This is a genomic window from Nonomuraea sp. CX421 (assembly GCF_059358955.1).
In genome coordinates this window covers 76,431-92,592 of the sequence record NZ_JCADBK010000004.1, presented here as the reverse complement: position 1 = coordinate 92,592, position 16,162 = coordinate 76,431, and the positions used below count along the sequence as shown (strand labels likewise).

General features: G+C 69.7%; 13 protein-coding genes. 5 read left to right on the top strand and 8 right to left on the bottom strand.

Annotation, left to right across the window (positions count from 1 at the left end; all coding sequences use genetic code 11):
* Positions 1 to 118 precede the first annotated feature (118 nt).
* From AC5L3X_RS09165 to AC5L3X_RS09140, 6 genes are all read right to left on the bottom strand, one after another.
* Positions 119 to 439 carry a hypothetical protein gene (locus tag AC5L3X_RS09165; protein WP_189126074.1) on the bottom strand — a complete coding sequence of 107 codons (321 nt, stop codon included), beginning with the start codon at positions 437 to 439 and terminating at the stop codon, positions 119 to 121.
* A 10-nt stretch (positions 440 to 449) separates the two neighbouring features.
* Positions 450 to 1,127, bottom strand: coding sequence for a uracil-DNA glycosylase (locus tag AC5L3X_RS09160; RefSeq protein ID WP_494856322.1), 678 nt, complete (start codon positions 1,125 to 1,127; stop codon positions 450 to 452).
* Positions 1,128 to 1,251: 124 nt separating this feature from the next.
* Positions 1,252 to 2,151 (bottom strand): carbohydrate ABC transporter permease, encoded by a 900-nt coding sequence (locus AC5L3X_RS09155; RefSeq protein ID WP_494856321.1) that lies wholly within the window; start codon positions 2,149 to 2,151, stop codon positions 1,252 to 1,254.
* On the bottom strand, positions 2,148 to 3,542 hold the full coding sequence (locus tag AC5L3X_RS09150) for an ABC transporter permease (RefSeq protein WP_494856319.1): 1,395 nt from the start codon (positions 3,540 to 3,542) through the stop codon (positions 2,148 to 2,150). The genes AC5L3X_RS09155 and AC5L3X_RS09150 overlap by 4 nt, the downstream gene beginning before the upstream one ends.
* A gap of 5 nt (positions 3,543 to 3,547) precedes the next feature.
* Positions 3,548 to 4,858, bottom strand: a complete 1,311-nt coding sequence (locus AC5L3X_RS09145; RefSeq protein ID WP_494856318.1) for an ABC transporter substrate-binding protein — start codon at positions 4,856 to 4,858, stop codon at positions 3,548 to 3,550.
* Positions 4,859 to 4,865: 7 nt separating this feature from the next.
* Positions 4,866 to 6,113: an ABC transporter substrate-binding protein gene (locus AC5L3X_RS09140; protein ID WP_494856317.1), complete on the bottom strand. Its 1,248-nt coding sequence runs from the start codon at positions 6,111 to 6,113 to the stop codon at positions 4,866 to 4,868.
* Between the two features lie 128 nt (positions 6,114 to 6,241).
* Between AC5L3X_RS09140 and AC5L3X_RS09135 the strand changes: the two genes are divergently transcribed.
* Genes AC5L3X_RS09135 through AC5L3X_RS09125 form a run of 3 tightly spaced genes read left to right on the top strand, consistent with a single transcriptional unit; the run spans position 6,242 to position 9,791 of the window.
* Positions 6,242 to 6,748 (top strand): PadR family transcriptional regulator, encoded by a 507-nt coding sequence (locus tag AC5L3X_RS09135; protein ID WP_494856316.1) that lies wholly within the window; start codon positions 6,242 to 6,244, stop codon positions 6,746 to 6,748.
* Positions 6,745 to 7,473, top strand: a complete 729-nt coding sequence (locus AC5L3X_RS09130; RefSeq protein ID WP_494856315.1) for an ABC transporter ATP-binding protein — start codon at positions 6,745 to 6,747, stop codon at positions 7,471 to 7,473. Before AC5L3X_RS09135 ends, AC5L3X_RS09130 begins: the two co-directional genes overlap by 4 nt.
* Before the next feature lie 53 nt (positions 7,474 to 7,526).
* The gene (locus AC5L3X_RS09125) at positions 7,527 to 9,791 is read left to right on the top strand and encodes an ABC transporter permease (RefSeq protein ID WP_494856314.1); all 2,265 of its coding nucleotides are present in this window, start codon (positions 7,527 to 7,529) and stop codon (positions 9,789 to 9,791) included.
* A 66-nt stretch (positions 9,792 to 9,857) separates the two neighbouring features.
* Here the strand turns inward: AC5L3X_RS09125 and treS are convergent, their stop codons facing one another.
* Entirely contained in the window at positions 9,858 to 11,546 is a 1,689-nt protein-coding gene (treS, locus tag AC5L3X_RS09120) for a maltose alpha-D-glucosyltransferase (protein ID WP_494856313.1), read from the bottom strand.
* Between the two features lie 262 nt (positions 11,547 to 11,808).
* On the bottom strand, positions 11,809 to 13,443 hold the full coding sequence (locus AC5L3X_RS09115) for an asparagine synthetase B family protein (protein WP_494856312.1): 1,635 nt from the start codon (positions 13,441 to 13,443) through the stop codon (positions 11,809 to 11,811).
* Positions 13,444 to 13,514: 71 nt separating this feature from the next.
* Between AC5L3X_RS09115 and AC5L3X_RS09110 the strand changes: the two genes are divergently transcribed.
* Together AC5L3X_RS09110 and AC5L3X_RS09105 are read left to right on the top strand one after the other, a co-directional pair.
* On the top strand, positions 13,515 to 15,365 hold the full coding sequence (locus AC5L3X_RS09110; protein ID WP_494856311.1) for a hypothetical protein: 1,851 nt from the start codon (positions 13,515 to 13,517) through the stop codon (positions 15,363 to 15,365).
* Between the two features lie 55 nt (positions 15,366 to 15,420).
* Positions 15,421 to 16,044, top strand: a complete 624-nt coding sequence (locus tag AC5L3X_RS09105; protein WP_494856310.1) for an anticodon-binding protein — start codon at positions 15,421 to 15,423, stop codon at positions 16,042 to 16,044.
* Positions 16,045 to 16,162 lie beyond the last annotated feature (118 nt).

Below are 16,162 nucleotides of genomic sequence, written 5' to 3'. Positions count from 1 at the left end.
CGCCGCTCGCTGCCCGAGCTCGGCGGAGAGGGCGGCGCTCACCGGCGTGAATGATCCTAGCGAGCGCCCAGGAAGCGAAAAGCCACGGCACCCGCAGTGCCGTGGCTAGCGCGGAAAGTCAGACGTGCTCATGCTCCTCTTCGTCCTCGTCACTCGGGCCGTCGGAGGGCTCGACACCCAGCACGGCCTCACGTGGCTCGATCTCGTCGATGTGGTCCACCAACTGCAGCACGTGGTCGGGCTCGATCAGCCACTGCAGCGCGGACGCGCCGGTCTCGTCGGAGGTGACGAGCTCGGCCTGCTCGGCTCGCTCCTCCTCTGTGAGCTCGGCATCGGGATGCCGGATCTCGGCCAGCGCGGCGGCCTGCAGCGCATCGACATCGAGCACCTCGACGGTCAGTTCGACCGTCAGGCGTAGGAATTTCTCGTTATCGCTCATGGCGACGATGCTAGGGCAGCTTCCACTCGACAGGAGCCGCGCCCTGCTGAACGAGCAGCTCATTTGCCCTGCTGAACGGCCGGGAGCCGAAGAAGCCGTTGCGCGCCGAGAGGGGGGAGGGGTGCGCCGACTCGATGCGCGGCACCCGGCCCAGCATCGGGGCGAGGTTGCGGGCGTCGCGGCCCCACAGGATGGCGACCATCGGCTTGTCACGGGCCACCAGCGCGCGGATGGCCTGCTCGGTGACCTCTTCCCAGCCCTTGCCGCGGTGTGAGGCGGGCTTGCCGGGCATGACGGTCAGCACCCTGTTGAGCAGCAGCACGCCCTGGTCGGCCCACGGAGTCAGGTCGCCGTTGGCGGGCCGCGGCAGGCCGAGGTCGGTCTCCATCTCCTTGTAGATGTTGACCAGGCTGCCGGGCAGCGGCCGCACGTCGGCGGCGACCGAGAAGGACAGCCCGATGGGGTGCCCGGGCGTCGGGTAGGGGTCCTGCCCGACGATCAGCACCTTGACGTCGTCGAAGGGCTGGTTGAAGGCGCGCAGCACGTGAGCTCCCGCCGGGAGGTACTGCCTGCCTTCGGTGATCTCCTTGCGGAGGAACTCACCCATCTGGGAGATCCGCTCGGCGACGGGCTCCAGCGCGTGGGCCCATCCGGCTTCGACGACTTCGTTCAGGGGACGACCGGCCATGACTGTTGAGCCTATCCAGGTCTGGTACGGCCCGTGCCCGAAACCTGGACGCTGGGCCGTACCAGAATGATCACGACGGGCGCCCGTGCCCCCGCGGGTGTACGGGCGCCCGCCATCGGCGGAGCTACTTCACGGAGCCGGCCATCATGCCCTGCACGAAGTAGCGCTGGAAGGCGAAGAAGAGGACCAGCGGGATGATCAGCGACATGAAGGCGCCGGAGGACAGGATGTCCACGTTGGAGCCGAACTGCCGCATCTGAGACTGGAGCGCCTTGGTCATCGGCTGGCTGCCGGGGTTGGCGAAGACCAGCGCGATGAGCATGTCGTTCCACACCCAGAGGAACTGGAAGATGCCGAGCGACGCGATCGCCGGCTTGCCCAGCGGGAACACCACGGAGGCGAAGATCTTCCACTCCGAGGCGCCGTCCATCCGCGCGGCCTCCAGCAGCGAGGCCGGGATGCCGACGAAGAAGTTACGGAGCAGGAAGATCGCGAAGGGCAGTCCGAACGCCACGTGGAACAGGACCACGCCGGGAATCGAGCCGAAGATTCCGATGCCGCCGTAGAAGCTGGCGATCGGGATCAGCGCGATCTGGATCGGCACGATCAGCAGCCCGACCACGACGAGGAAGAGCGTGTCACGGCCCGGGAACTCCATCCACGCGAACGCGTAGGCGGCCATGGCGGCGATGCCGATCACCAGGATGGTGGTGGGCACCGTGATGGCCACGGTGTTCCAGAAGGACGCCGTGAAGCCGCTGGCCAGCAGGTTGGAGTAGTTCTCGAGGGTGAGCTCGGCCGGCTTGGTGAAGATCGTCCACCAGCCCTCGGCGCTGTTGACCTGCACGCTGCGCATCGACACGACCAGCAGGCCGAGCGTCGGCACCAGCCAGAACAACCCGAGCAGCACCATCACGACCTGGACCACGCCGCTGCCGAGGCGGTCGACGATCCGGCCGGCCAGACTTCTGGGCGGAGCCCCCGCCTCCAGGCCGACGGGCGCCGGGGCGCTTACGGTCGTCATGCGTTCTCCCTCCTGAACCGGCGGATGTTCATGATCATGAAGGGGAGCACCAGGATCAGCAGGAAGATCGCCAGGGCGCTGCCCAGGCCCTGGTTGTTCCCGCCGCCGAACGACACCCGCCACATCTCCAGCGCGACCACGTTCGCCTCTGGCTGGACGGACGACGGCGCGATGATGAAGACCAGGTCGAAGACCTTCAAGGTATTGATGATCATTGTCACGAAGACGACGAGCAGCACCGGTGACAGCAGGGGCACGGTGATCCGCCTGAACACCTGCCACTCCGTGGCACCGTCGATGCGGGCGGCCTCCAGGGCGTCACGCGGGATGGCCGCGAGCCCCGCCGCGATCAGCACCATGGCGAACCCGGCCCACACCCAGACGAACGCGCCGATGATCGCCGGTGTGATCAGTGTCGGGCCGAGCCAGGTCAGGCCGTTGTAGGAGGCCTGGAAGTTCGACGCCGGCAGTTGTACGACGTAGGACCCGGCAGGCAGCCCGGCGAAGCGGAAAAAGCCGTCTTCGGCCGTCGTGGTGCTGGCGGCCACCTTGCCGTCCTTGACCGCCTCCACGGTCATGCGGGGCAGGCCCTTCTCGCCGCCGTCGATGGCGTTGCTGGTGCCGCCGCCTCCCGCGGTGAAGTCGAACCACACCGTTCCGGACAGCGTGTCGCCGCCGGCCGGGGGCTTGGCGGGCTGGGCGTCGCTCGGCATGATCCCCGGCTTGACGCCGACGATGGGGATCAGCACGGGCTGGCCCGGCTGCGCGGCCTGCTTGGTGATGGCCCCGCCGCCCTGGGCCGTGACGGGCGATTCGTCGCCCTCACGGGGACGGGCCTCCGGGTAACCCTGGGAGGAGGAGAACGTGTCGTGCACAGTGGTCAGGACGGCGTTCGCGATGCCCTTGTCCGGGTCCTCCTCGTAGACGAGGCGGAAGATCACGCCGGCGGCCATCAGCGAGACGGCCATCGGCATGAACACGATCAGCTTGAACGCGGTCGACCACCTGATGCGCTCGGTCAGCACCGCGAAGATCAGGCCCAGCGTGGTGACCACGATGGGCGCCGCGACCACCCAGATCAGGTTGTTGCGGATCGTGGTGAGCATGCCTTCGTCGGAGAAGATGGTGGCGTAGTTGCCGAGTCCGACGAATCCGGTGCCGGTGGAGTCGAAGAGGCTCCGGTAGATCGAGTAAACGATCGGGTAGACCACCCAGACTCCCAGCAACACCGCCGCCGGGAGAAGGAAGGCGATGGCGAGCGCCGGGGAGGGGCCGAGGCGTCGTAGTTGTTTCTTGCTGCTGCGGGGGGTGTCAGCCGGTCCGGCGGGGGGCCCGCCCGAGACTCGCTCGGACGGGTCCTGCGGGCCGTTGAACCGTTCGGTCACGGCCATCCCTCTTACTTCCAGGCCTTCTTGGCTTCGGCCTCAAGCGCGGCCTGCGCGCCCTTGATGTCGCTCGGGTCGCGCAGGAAGTCCTGCAGGACCTTCCACTCGCCCTTGCCGTCGGTGCCGCCGAAGGCGCTCGGCGCGAGGTCGGACATGTCATAGCGGACGGCGTCGCCGGCCGAGACGATGGTCTGGCCGAGCGCCTTGGTCAGCGGGTCGGGGTAGTTGTCGGGGGAGACGTTCTTGTTCGGGGACAGGTAGCCGGGGAGCTTGGCCCAGATCTCGCCGCCCTCCTTGGAGGCGAGGAACTGCAGCAGCTCCATGGCGCCGGGGGAGTCCTTCATCGCCACCGCGACGTCGCCGCCGAGCACGACCGGGGAGGTGTCACCGGCCTTCGGGAACGGGAAGTACTTGGCCTCCTCGCCGACCTTGGCGCCTTCCTGGACGGCGGTGACCGCCACGAAGTCGGCCTCGATGACCATGGCCGCCTTCTTCTGGCCGTAGACCTTGCTCACGCAGGTCGGGAAGTCCGTCTGCAGCGCGCCGTCGGCGACGAACTCCTTCTTGCCCGCGATCTGCGCGATCTTCTCCAGGGCGGTGGCCACGCTGGGGTCCGTCCACGGGATCTCGTGCTTGGAGAGCTGGTCGTACTTCTCCGGGCCGGCCGTCGAGAGGTAGACGTTCTCGAACAGGTCGGTCAGGGTCCAGCCGGAGGCGCCACAGAAGGAGAAGGGCGGGGTGCCGGAGTCGGCGACGGTCTGAGCGGCCTTGAGCAGCTCGTCCCAGTTGGTCGGCGGCTGCACGCCGGCGTCCTCGAACGCCTGCGAGCGGTACCAGACCAGCGACTTGTGCGCCGCCTTGATGAGCACGCCGTACACCTCGCCGCCCGCGGAGCCGAGCTCCTTCCAGTAGGGGGTGTAGTTGGTGTCGATCTCCTTGGTGACGCCCTCGGTCAGCGGCTTGAGCGCCTTCTGGTCGGCGTACTGCTGGACCAGGCCGGGCTGGGGCAGGATCGCCACGTCGGGCGGGCTGCCGGCCTGGATGCGCGGGCCGAGGTAGGCGCCGGTGTCCTCACCGGTGGAGGCGTAGGTCACCTGCGCGCCGGTCTTGTCGGAGAAGGCCTTGAGCACCTGCTCGAAGTTGGCCTGCTCGTCACCGGTCCACTTGGCCGCCACTTCGAGCTTGACACCCTCCAACGTCTTGGCGCCACCCGCGGGGGCGGCGCTCGACGCGGTGGGCTCGCTCGTCGTCGGCGCGTTGCCGCACGCGGCGACGGCTACCGCGAGCCCGGCAAGGATGGCTGCTGCTCTGGCGTTTCGCATTACTGCCTCACTGGGTTCTGATGATCTCTTCGAGTTCGGATTTCAGCGAGACCGCCATGTCGTCGGCGGACTCGCTGTAGGGAGGGCTGAGCGCCTTGGTGACCGAGCTGGCGATGACCAGGCTCAGTTGGTTGTAGTTGGCGCTCGCCGGCCGCGGCTTGGCGGCGAGGATGCTCTCCTTGAGCACGGGCAGGTAGGGGAAGCGCTTGATCAGCTCTGGATCGTCGTAGAGCTCGGACCACACCGGAGGGAAGGAACCTTCGGTGAGGACCCGGCGCTCGTTCTCCAGGCCCGTGAAGTAACGGATGAACTCCTGTGCGGTGTGCTGGTGCTTGGAGGAGGCGCTGACGGCCAGGTTGATCCCGCCCAGCGAGCTGGAGCCGGGACCGTCGAGGCCGGGCAGTCTCGTGACCGCGAACTTGTCGCCGAGCTTGGCCTTGGCCGGGCCGTACGCGTGCGGCCAGTTGCGGACGAACGCCAGCCGGCCCTCCTGGAAGGCCAGGCGTGACTCCTCCTCCTTGTAGCTCAGGGACTCCTTGGGAATCCAGCCCTCGCGCAGCCCCTGCTGCAGGAAGGCCAGTGCCGTCGCCGCCTTGGCGGGGTCGAGGGTCACTCGCGTGCCGTCGGGGCTGACGACCTGCCCGCCCGCTGACTGCACGGCTTCGGAGAAGTTGACCGTCAACCCCTCGTAGGCGAGGAACTGTCCGGCGTACCCGTCAATATCGTGCTTTTTTCTTACTTCTTGTGCTGCCTTGCGAAGTTCCGCCCAGGTGCGAGGCGGCTTCTTGATCAGGTCGGTGCGGTAGTACAACAGGCCCGCGTTGCTCGTGTACGGCACCGCCCACAACTTGCCCTTGTAGACCGCGGTGTCCACGACGGGCGGCAGGAACCTGTCGAGCGGGAAGAGCCCGCGCTCCAGGGGGATGATCCAGCCGTTCTCCGCGAACTCCGCCGTCTGCACCACGTCAAGCCCGAGCACGTCGTAGCGACTGCTTCGAGCCTGGAGATTGGCCACCATCTGCGCGCGCTGCTCGTCGGCGGCCTCGGGCAGTTCCAGGAGCGTCACCTTCTCGGCCGGGTGGGCCTGGTTCCAGCGGTCCAGCAGGGGTTGCAGGTACGCCGTGGTGTCGCGCCCGGTGGCGAACGTGATCGGGCCTGTTCCGCCCGTCCCGGTGTCGTCACCGCCCTCGTCGCCCGTACCCGCGCAACTGGCCGCCAGTAGGACGGTCAGCACGATCGGCAGCGAGCGACGCACGCTGTTACCTCCATGTTTCAGCGATTACATACGTGTTAGGTAGATGCATTCATGTTATGCACAGAGGTAATCTGGTGGTCAACGGATTGCTTCGTAACGCTCACGTAACAGAACAGGGAGGTGAGGCGGTGCGGCCGCACCTGCTGGCGCTCCTGGCAAAAGAGCCTGCCCATGGATACGAGCTGAAACAGGCGCTCGAGCAGACCTTCGGCAGTGCCTATCCCTCTCCCAACATCGGTCAGATCTATGTGACGCTCGGCAGGCTGGAGAAGGATGGACTGGTCAGAGCCGTCGACGTCGAGCAGTCCAACCGGCCCAACAAGAAGGTCTACTACCTGACCGCCAAGGGGCGCGACGCGCTCACCGCGTGGGTCGACGAGCCCACCGAGGGCCCGAGGGTCCGCGATGAGTTCTTCATGAAGCTCGTGCTGGCCCCGCTCACCGGCATCGCCGACCGCATGGCGTTGATCAGCAGGCAGCGCCGACACTATCTTTCGCTCATGCGCGACCTCAATGACCTCCTGGTTCACATCGAGCCCGGCGATCGGGTGGCGATTCTGCTCATCGAAGGTGCCATGCTGCATCTGCAAGCCGATCTCGACTGGCTGGAGCGGTGTCAGGAGGATCTCGCATGAACCCGGTAGTGAAGACGGTCAGCCTGGTCAAGATCTACTCCGGCGGAGCCGTCCCCGTGCCGGCCGTGCGGGGGGTGGATCTGCAGGTGGAGCCGGGAGAGTTCGTCGCGATCATGGGGCCGTCGGGGTCGGGCAAGTCGACCCTCGTGCACATGCTCGGCGGTCTCGACGCCCGCACCAGCGGCGAGATCTGGCTCGACGACCAGCGCGTCGACACGCTCTCCGAGAGCGCTTGGGCGCTGCTGCGGCGCAAGAAGATCGGATTCATGTTCCAGTTCTTCAACCTGGTCGCCAACATGACGGTGGCCGACAACGTGGAGTTACCCGCGCTGCTGGCCGGCGTCTCACCCAAGGACGCCCGCGAGCGCCGCGAGCACCTGCTGGGCGCGCTCAACCTCTCCGAACGCGCGGACGCCGCTCCCGGCCAGTTGTCGGGCGGCGAGCAGCAGCGAGTCGCGCTGGCCCGCGCGCTGGCCAACCAGCCGAGCGTGCTGCTGGCCGACGAGCCCACGGGCAACCTCGACAGCCGCAACACCCGCGACGTGCTCCGCCTGCTCAGCGACGTGCACAAGGAAGGCCAGACGATCATCATGGTCACCCACGACGCCCGGGTGGCGAGCCTGGCCGACCGCCTGGTGTCCCTGTTCGACGGCGAGATCGTCGACGACGGCCGCATCGCGCGCCGGCGCACGGGCACGGCCGGCGCGGTGATCGACCTCAGATGAGCGTGGCGAGATGAGCCCTGGCGAGATGAACGGGTGAGATGAGCTGTGGCGACATGAGCACAGCGCTGGCCGGTGGCCGGTGGATCAGAGCCGACCTGCGGGCCAGGAAGGGCCAGGCGACCCTCACTGTGCTCGCCGTGGCCGGGATCGTGGCCGCCCTCATCACCGCCGTCACCCTGCTCGAAGACGGCACCAATCCATGGCGTAACCTGTCGGCGCAGACCGACGGCGCCCACGTGTGGCTCTACACCAAGGACAGTCCCCGTGCCGCGGTGGGCGAGATCGACGGCGTGGCCGACACCGCGGGGCCCTACCGCTCGGCGCCCGTCACCGTCGCTCAGGACGGCAAGAAGGAGCCCGCGGCGCTGCGCGCGATGTCCGCGGCGCGCCCGCTGGTGGCCCACCCGGTGGTGGTCGAGGGGCGCTGGCTCGACTCAGCCCAGCTCGACGGCGTGGTGGTCGAGCGGTCGTTCGCCACCTCGTTGCGGCTGAGGGTCGGTGCGCCGTTCACGATCATCGCGCTGAGCGGAGAGCGCCACACGCTGTACGTGCGCGGCATCGCCGACTCCGCCGAGCAGGGTTTCTATCCCGAGTGGACGCCCGGCCTGGCCTGGGTGCTGCCCACCATGCTGGAGCGGATCGAGCCCATGCTCGGCCGCAGTGAGTGGGTGACCGGCCTGCGCCTGGCCGACCCCGACTCGGCGCAGCTCGTCTCGCAGCGCGTGGTCGTCATGCTGGAGGACCAACTGCAGCGGGTCTACACCTGGCGCGAGGTCCGAGCCGCGATGGAGCTGGACAACCGGCTGCTCGGCACGCTGCTGGCGCTGTTCGGCGTGGTCGGCATGGTGGCCGCCGCGCTCGCGCTGGCCAACGCCGCCGGCGGGCGGGTGCTCGGTCAGTTACGCGACCTGGCCACGCTCAAGTCACTGGGATTCACCAGGGGCCAGGTCGCCCTGCTGCTCCTGGTCGAGCACGGCGCGCTCGGCCTGCTCGGCGTCGGGATCGGCACGCTGGCCGGCTGGGGGGTGACGGTGGCCTTCCTGGGCGTCTCGGCCCCGCCGATGCCCATGCTCGCCATCGTCGCCGGCACCGCGCTGGTCGTGCTGGCCGCGGTGGGCGTGCCCGCGTGGCACGGCGGACGCACCCCGCCCATCCCGGACGCCCCCACGGCGCCGCCCCGGGGCCACCTGTCCAGGATGGCCCGGCTCGCCCTCCTCGTACGCCTCCCACCCGCGCTGATCCTCGGCACCCGCGACGCCTTCACCAGGCGGTTGCCCGCGTTCCTGACCGTGTTCGGGCTGGCTGTGCCGATGATGATGATCACGATCGGCTTGGGCGTCTGGTCCACGCTCGACGGCTTCCTCAGCCATCCCGAGCAGGTCGGCCAGCACGCGTCGCTCTACGTCAAGCCAGGCAAGCTGGATCCGGCCGAGGCGAGGCGCATCGCCGTGGAGGATCCCGACGTGCGCGCCGTCTACCCGGGCACCGACGTCAACGCGCTGGCTCCCGGAGAGGCTCGTTCGGTACGGGTGCGGGCGCTCGGCACCACGGGCGAGCCCTACCCGTTCCCGGTGGTCGAGGGCCGGATGTACGGCCGGCCAGGCGAGGCGGTCGCCGGGCAGGGGCTGCTCGACCTGCTCGGCCTGAAGATCGGCGACCGGGTACGGCTGACCGTGGGCGGCTCGCCGCTGATCGTGCGCATCGTCGGCCGGACCGTCGAGCCCGACCTCGACGGCGAGGTGCTGTCCGTGGGCCTCGACAGCCTGGCGGCCAAGGACTCGGTGCCGCCCGAGCACTACGCGCTGGCGCTGCGCCCCGGAGCCGACCCCGGTGAGGTGCGGGCCAGGTTGCTGGCCGAGTCGGCCGAGAGCCTGGAGGTGCAGCGGGTGGTCAACCCCGCCGACCGGCTGGCGGTGATCCGGGTGGTGATCGTGGCACTGATCGCGGTGCTGGCGCTGATCGGCCTGGCCAACCTGCTCACGGCCAGCGCCCTGGGGCTGCGTGACCACGCGCTGGACCTGGCGGTGCTCAAGGCGATGGGGCTGACGCCGCGGCAGGTGATGGCGACGCTCGTGACCGGCACCGGGCTGCTCGTCGTGCTGGGTGTCGCGGCGGGCACGGCCGCCGGGGTCTCCATGGTGACCGGCCTGATCGACCTGCAGGGGCACACGAGCGGGGTGGGCGCCGGCATCGGCCGGGCACCCTCGGCGCTGACGCTGACGCTCGCCGTGCTGGCGGCGGTGGGCGCGGCACTGGCGGTGGCGCTCCTCCCGGCCCGCCGCGCCGCCCGCGCCCAGGTGCCTGTCACGGCCCGCTGAACCGGCCGAGGGCACCACATGCCGAAAGCGTCCGGCACGGTTTCGCCGTGCCGGACGCGCGGACGCTCAGGGCCTGAGCGCGAACCAGTAGAAGCCGTGACCCGGCAGCGTGAGCAGGTAGGGCAGCTCACCGATCACCGGGAACCGCACCCCGCCCCGCGCCTCGACCGGCGTCATGCCGGTGAACCGGCGCAGGTCGAGCTCCACCGGCTGGGGATACGTCGACAGGTTGTTGACGCAGAGCATCACGTCGTCGCCCTCCTCACGGATGTAGGTGAGGACCGCGGAGTTGGACGACCACATCTCGGTGTAGGCGCCGGTGCCGAACACCGGGTGGTTGCGGCGGATCTCCAGCATGCGGCGGGTGAAGTGGAGCAGTGAGCCGCTGTTGCGCTGCTGGGCCTCGACGTTGACCGCCTGGTAGCCGTAGATCGGGTCCATGACGGCGGGCAGGTAGAGGCGGCCGGGGTCGGCGGCCGAGAAGCCGGCGTTGCGGTCGGGGCTCCACTGCATCGGCGTGCGCACCGCGTCGCGGTCCTCGAGCCAGATGTTGTCGCCCATGCCGATCTCGTCGCCGTAGTACATGACCGGCGATCCGGGCAGGCTCAGCAGCAGGGCGGTGAACAGCTCGATCCGGTCGCGGTCGTTTTCGAGCAGGGGCGCGAGGCGGCGGCGGATGCCCAGGTAGGCGCGCATCCGGGGGTCCTTGGCGTACTCGTTGTGCATGTAGTCGCGCTCTTCCTCGGTCACCGTCTCGAGCGTGAGCTCGTCGTGGTTGCGGAGGAAGATGCCCCACTGAGCCGTGTCGGGCAGCTTGGGAGTGCGCGACATGATCTCCGAGATGGGCTCGCGCGTCTCCTTCTTGACCGCCATGTAGATGCGCGGCATCAGCGGGAAGTGGAAGGCCATGTGGCACTCGTCGCCGCCCACGGTGGGGTCGCCGAAGTACTCGACCACGTCCTCGGGCCACCCGTTGGCCTCGGCCAGGAGCACCCGGTCGGGGTAGAGCCGGTCGACCTCGGCGCGGATCTTCTTCAGGTAGGCGTGCGTCTCGGGCAGGCCGGAGCAGGCCGTGCCCTCCCGCTCGAACAGGTAGGGCACCGCGTCCAGCCGGAACCCGTCGATGCCGAGGTCGAGCCAGAACCTCAGGACCTCCAGCATCGCCTCCTGCACGGCCGGGTTGTCGTAGTTGAGGTCGGGCTGGTGGTGGAAGAAGCGATGCCAGTAGTACTGCTTGCGCACCGGGTCGTAGGTCCAGTTGGACTCCTCCGCCCCGATGAAGATGATCGGCGCGTCAGGGTAGCCGGTGGGCTCGTCGGCCCACACGTAGAAGTCGCCGTACGGCCCCTCGGGGTCGTGACGGGAGGCCTGGAACCAGGGATGCCGGTCGCTTGTGTGGTTCATCACCAGGTCGGTGATGATCCGCAGGCCCCGCTCGTGGGCGGCTTCGATCAGCTGAATGAAGTCCGCGAGATCTCCGAAGTCAGGAAGGATCTTCATGTAGTCGGAGATGTCATAGCCACCGTCGCGCAGCGGCGACTCGTACAACGGGAGCAGCCACAGGCAGTCGACGCCGAGCCACTCCAGGTAGCCCAGCTTCTCGATGAGACCGCGAAGGTCTCCGGTGCCGTCGCCGTTGGAGTCCTTGAACCCGCGGACGAGAACCTCGTAGAACACCGCCCGCTTGTACCAAGAGGGATCCTCCGAGACGAACGCCTCGGAAATCGGCTCCGGCGATGGGGATGCGTTGATCATATGTCGCTCACAGAAGGAGATGTGGGCAGGACGAAGTCACCGGTTCCCCGGCGTTTGCTATCTGGTGACCGCGCCGCCTGAGGTCGTCATCCCTGCGAACCTCATGCCCTTGACGAGACCGGATTTGTGATCCAGTGCCCGCTTGTGCGGCGCTTACGGGCCGAACACTACCAGCCCGTCGGCTTTCCGGAACCGCTATTGCTGTGCAGCCCTTAATACCCAGGAGATCACTGCGTAACCGCGTTGTTACCCGCAGTTCATTTCAGAACGGTGGAGACAGCTCATCCAGGTCGTTCTCAAAGTCATTCAGCCACAACCCGAACAACACCAACCCACGCACCCAGAAACGGTCGTTCCAGCCACGGAAACGGGTAAGCGCGTCGGGGCCGCCGCCGATCACCTCGTGCAGCTCCTCCGACAGCAGCGACGGCACCCGTTCGGCCACGGTGCTCAGCATGCGGTGCGAGTAGGCGCGCGCGGGAGCGGCGGCCGAGCGCAGCGGGACCCGCCGCAGCGGCTGCTTGACGACGTTCGTGGACGGCAGCGCGGCCACCCGTGGGTTGGCCGCGTGGAGCAGCTCACGGTAGAAGCGGCCCTGGTCCTTACGGCTCACGCCCACCGACAGCGCCGCGTCGAAGAAGTCGGGGTGGATGAACGGCGCCGCGAACGACGCCTCGGGGCCGACCAGGTTGACCGCCGAGCGGGCGATGCCGCGCACGGTGCGGGTGTGCAGGACCGACAGCGGCAGCTCGGCCCGGTGGCCGTGGAGCATCGAGGTGGCGGCGCCGAACTGCTCCCTGACGGCCTCCTCGATCCAGGCCGCCGCCCGGGGCGACAGGAACGGCCGCGACGGGGCGCCGAGGCTCAGCGAGCCGAGCACGGCCGCCGACCGCTCGGCCTGCGACGTGGCCTCCAGCGCGGCGCCGCTGACCATGAAGTTCTTCAGCAGCGGCCCGCCCGCGAGCCCGTCGACCAGCATCCGCCCCGAGCCGTGCACCTCCTGGGCGAACGGTGCGTACCAGGCGTGGTGCGGCGTCAGGTATTCGAGCCTGCGCGCCACCTCCATCGCGTCGCCGGGATAGGCGGCCGGGTCCTGCGTGATCACCCGGTGCTCGACGCCCAGCTCGCGGGTGATCGCCCTGGCGAACGCGATGTCGGTGTCGGTGCCGTCGTCGGGGCTGGTGGTCCACGACTCGACGTCGGCGCCCCTGGCCACGGCGACCGAGCAGAGCAGCCGGGAGTCGTAGCCGCCGCTGACCGGCACGAGCAGCCGCCGCCCGTCGTAGTCTTTGTAGACGTCGTGCAGGATCTCCAGCAGCTCGCCGGCCGGGGTCCACGCCTCGTAGGGCTCGCGCCGCAGCCACCGCGGCAGCCTGCGCTCCGTGGCCAGCGCCCCCCGCTCGTACGTCAGCGCGCTCGACCCCGGCAGCCGCTTGACCTGGGAGTAGGGGGTGGCGTCGCCGAGCGGGAAGGTCACCTGGATGATCGAGGCCCAGGCGGCCCAGTCGAGCTCGATCGGGACCAGCGACAGCAGCGGCTGGATCAGGGACGAGAAGTAGACCGCGTCGCCCAGGCGTACGTAATAGACGTCGACCAGGCCGAGCGCGCCGGCGTGCAGCGTGACGCGCTCGCCGTCGCCGATCAGCCCCGGTGTCTCGTAGGTCTCGGCGACCGACATCCAGTCGCCGAGCGCCGGCGGCCGGCGCTCGCCCCAGGAGAACGCGAACGCGCCGTCGGCGCGGTGGTAGGGCGGCAGCGGCGCCGAGCTGAACAGCGCGGCCTCGGCCGTCTGCAGGGCGGGACGGACCCGAGGCCCGGCTCCCGTCAGCTTGCCGAGGACGACGGAGTCGACCCGGCCGAAAGCGCCGCAGACGTAGGGCCGCACGTTGAACTGCACCGGAATCTCATCCCTTCGAGACGCTTCCTGCAGAAGAGTATCCTTTGCCGGGCTAGGAATCGGAGGTCTCGGTGAGCACTGAGCTGGAGAGCACGAGGCGCGCGCTGCGTGATGCGATCGCCCAGGCGGAGCACGCGGCCGAGCTGGCCAGGTTGCTGGAGGCCGCGCAGTCGCGGCTGGCCGGCGCCGAGAGCGACGCCGAGGAGGCCAGGGCGCTCGCCGAGCGGCTGGCCGAGACCGAGGAGCGCCTGGAGGCCGAGCGGGCCGCCGCCGAGAAGCTCCGCAAGGAGCTGGCCGAGCAGCGCTACCAGGCCGAGGTGGCCAACTGGAAGCTCTCCTCGATCAAGGTGGCCCGCTGGAACCGTCTCGGCGACGCCATCAAGAGCGGCAAGAACAACCCGGTGCGCCTGGCCAAGGGGCTCAAGGGCGCGGCCAAGCCGGTCAAGCGGCCCTCGGCGCCCAAGCGCGCTCCGGTCGCGGGCGGCCGGCGGGCCAAGGACGAGCGGCCCGGCGCCGCCTTCCAGGCCACCACCTCGATCAGGAAGCTCGACGGCGCGTCCTTTCGGCTGAAGCCGTTCCGGGTGCCCACCGGGCCCAACACGCGCCCGCACCTGACGGCCGCGGTGATCGCCGATCCGCACGCCGAGGCGCTGCTGCGCTACGAGTGGCGGCAGACGACCGGGTTCACGCCGCGCGACTTCGCCCGCGTGCTGCCCCTGGAGGTGCCCCACCTGCTCGTGGTCGAGTCGGTCACGCGGGGGCCGTGGGCCGAGGAGATCGTCGGTGAGCCGGGCGACGGGCTCAGGGCGCTGCTCGCCTGGTGCGCCGAGCGCGGCATCCGCACGGTGTTCTGGCACACGCAGGGCGACATCGCCGACTACGCCGCCGCCGCCGAGCTGTTCGAGCACCGCTTCAGCACCCATGCCGCCGAGGGCTGGCGGCGCCTGTCGTTCGGCGTCCAGCCCCGGGTGCACAACCCGCTGCCGCTGGCCGGCGGCCGGGTCGACCGGGTGCTCACGCTGGACCAGCTGCTGCCCGGCCACCTCACCTATCCCGACGTGCTGACCTCCTACCGCTGGCCCGCCGCCGTCGACTGCCCGCCCGGCACCCCGCAGTGGCGGCTGGCCGAGATCGCGGCCTGTGGCACCCCCATCGGCGACGAGCCCGACTCCCGCAGGGCGCACGCCGCCCTGCGCCGCGCCTACGCCACCGGCACGATGACCGAACGGGTCGACGACCTGCTGGAGGCGATCGGCCTGCCCAGCCACCGGGCCACGCTCGATATCTCGGTGATGCTGCCGGTGCTCGACCGGTCGCTGCTGGAGCACGCGCTGGCCCAGGTGGCGCGCCAGTCCGCGACGGTGTCGCAGCTGGTCGTGTTCGGCCCGCCGGAGTCCGAGTTGCGCGCCCGCGACGTGCTGCCCGGCGTGGACGTGGTCTTCCGCGACCTCGACCCGGGGCTGTCGGCCGGGGCGATGCTCGACCGGGGTCTCGACCTGTGCGAGTCCGACCTGGTCTCGGTGATGGACCCGCGCGACGTCTACGGCCCCCACTACCTGTCCGATCTCAGCCGGGCCTTCCTGTTCAGCACGGCCGACATCGTCGGCAAGGCCGCCTTCTACGCCCACCTGCGCAAGCCGCAGGCCACGCTGCTCAAGCAGCCCGACGCCGAATACTCCTACCTGCCGGAGGTCGCCGGGGCCACGCTGCTGGCCCGCCGGGGCGTGCTGCGCGAGCTCGGGTTCGCCGACCTGACCGAGGGGTGGGACGCCGTGCTCATGCGCCAGTGCCGCGCCGACGGGGTCAAGGTGTTCTCGGCCGACCGGTTCGGCTACGTCCGGGTCCGCGACGAGGACCGCTGGCTGCTGGGCGCGGCCCACCTGGTCGAGTACGGCTCCGCCGAGCCGCACGCGCTGATCTGACCGGTGGCCCCCGCGTCGTACACCGGGGCGGCCGGATGCCCGTAGGGTCGTCGCCATGACGGCGCGGCGGCTCGCCGGGGTGCTGGGCGAGCCCCCGGCGCCGGACGGGACATGGGAGCGGGAGGCGGTCTACGTCTCGGCCGCCGCCCTGCGCCGCCGCGTGCCGCCCGAGGCGCTGGCCGCCCGGGTCCGCGAGGTGCCCGGGGTGTCCGGGGTGGAGGCGCTGTCCAACGGGTTCCTGCGGATCGTCGTGGCGGTGCCGGGTGCGCTGGTCGAGGAGGTGGAGCCGGTCGCCGGCCTGCCTGATCCGTGGCCCGACCTCCCGCGCACCTGGGACAACCCGGGGTTCGTGGTCCGCTACGCCCGCGCCCGCGCGACGGCCGTGCGGCGCTGGGCCCGCGAGCTGGGGGTGCCGCGCGAGGGCTTCCGCCCGGACCTGCTCGACGACCCGCGCGACCGGGCCGTGCTGCGCGTCCTGGCCGAGCTCCCGAGCAGGCGCGCGAGCGTCTCGCCGGGCTGGGAGTCCTTCCTGGTACGGCTCGCGCTCGCCTACCATGACGCCCACGAGCTGGCTCCGGCCGTGCCGGCGGGGGACGAGCCGCCCGGTCCGGTGCACACGGCCCGCGTGCGGCTGGCGGGTGTGGTGCGCGAGGTGCTCGTCGGCCCGGACCGCTTGTGAATCCTCGTAAAATATCTGGTAAAACGGTTAAAAACCGTAAAAATATCCCTGCTCAGGCCGGATTCCGTCTCGATACGTGGGCAGCCGGTCCAGGAGGAACAAGGGTTCCGATAGCCTC